This is a genomic window from Halovenus anhuiensis (assembly GCF_037080055.1).
GTDB lineage: Archaea > Halobacteriota > Halobacteria > Halobacteriales > Haloarculaceae > Halovenus.
The window spans coordinates 1-1,439 of record NZ_JBAOJI010000021.1 but is presented as its reverse complement, the minus strand read 5'-3'; the positions used below and the strand labels follow the sequence as shown (position 1 = coordinate 1,439).

Below are 1,439 nucleotides of genomic sequence, written 5' to 3'. Positions count from 1 at the left end.
TCGGTACTTCCCAATCGAGAATTCGGAAGCCGAGTTGAATTGGTGTGAGCCGTTCAATCTCGGAGCGGTAGCTGAGTGAATCGAAGCGTCGGTCTGAATTGTACGGAGACAGTGGCGAAAACGGCTGTTGAAGCAGTTTCTAAGGATTGCTGCTGCTGACGACTTGCTGGCCCGAGGCCGCGGGCTGGCCGTCAGCCCGCGGCCGAGCCGTACGTGTCGGGGACACCGACACCGTTCATTTCGATCTCCCACCGCCGGGCTAACTCTGCTTCCAGTTCGTGGCGAATCCAGTCACAGAACGTCGAGAACGTGAACTGCTTGGGCAGGTCGCGCCCGCCCCGTCGCGGGCGGGCGACGACCGCCCATCGCAGCACGAGCCAGAGGTTCTCCAGCAGGAAGCTGACGATCACGAACGCAAACCGCACGACTGGGTCTTGTGTCGTCGTCGTTGCTCGCGCTTGGCGAAACAACCGATAACTTGTCTCTATCGCCGAGCGCTTCCGGTAGCGGCGTTCGACCTGCGTGGGCGTGCGATCGCCGAGATCGCACGCCACGTACCCACGAACGACCTCGCCATGCTTGCCCCGGTCACCGTTCTGATAGGAGACAGAGACCGCGAGCGGGAAGCGCAGTTCCCGCTCGCTGTCCTTGTACATGCGGTAGGTCGTCATGTACGAGCAGTGCGTGGCGAGCTTGTCTTTCATCCGCTCACCCTTCTTTTGGACGGGAATTACCGTCGTTGCAAGGTCGCGTGCGCGACGAATCACCCGTTCGTTGTAGAAGCCGCGATCAGCGAGCAAGAGGTCGATTTCGAAGGGATAGGTGCCGACGCGGTCGAGGACGCGTTCGACCGCATCGGCTTCGTTCTCGTCACTGCGGACGTAGGTCAGTGCCAGCGTCACCGGCTTCCCGTTCGAGACAACGTAGGCGGTGCAGTAACGGTGGCAGGTCGTGGTACCGTCAGTTGGTGTGGTTTTGCAAAGCTCACCGCTGTCTTCGTTGGGAGAGCCGTGGTATGGGTTATCGACGAAGTCGATGGAGACGATTCTCGACCCTGATCGGTCGAGAATCGTCATGGCGAGGTGGCGAAACAGGAGGGTCGCGGCCATTTCGAGCTGGTCACGTTGGAGTGTGTGCAGCCAGTCCATGACGGTATCGTCGCAGGGCGTGTCGTCCGTCTGGGACGTGACCTCCCAGACGGACGACTGATTGACGCTGGCCATGGTGACGACAGGCCAGACATCGTCGGAATCGAGGGGTGAGCCCTCGATTCCTTGGAGTGGGAGCTGGCCAATCACGTCGGCCGCTACTTCTTTCACGTCTGCTGCCGAAAGAACACCGTCCGGTTCGAGTAGTTCAAGCACACTTCTGAACCGGACATCTTCCTCAATCAGAGCGACGCTTCAGCTCCGCTGCTTACGCCGGTTGGGAAGTACCGA

General features: G+C 60.3%; 1 protein-coding gene. It reads right to left on the bottom strand.

Annotated features, from left to right (window positions below):
* Positions 1-191: 191 nt before the first annotated feature.
* Positions 192-1,364, bottom strand: a complete 1,173-nt coding sequence (locus V8P86_RS18845; RefSeq protein ID WP_336328835.1) for an ISH3 family transposase — start codon at positions 1,362-1,364, stop codon at positions 192-194.
* Between the last annotated feature and the right edge of the window lie 75 nt (positions 1,365-1,439).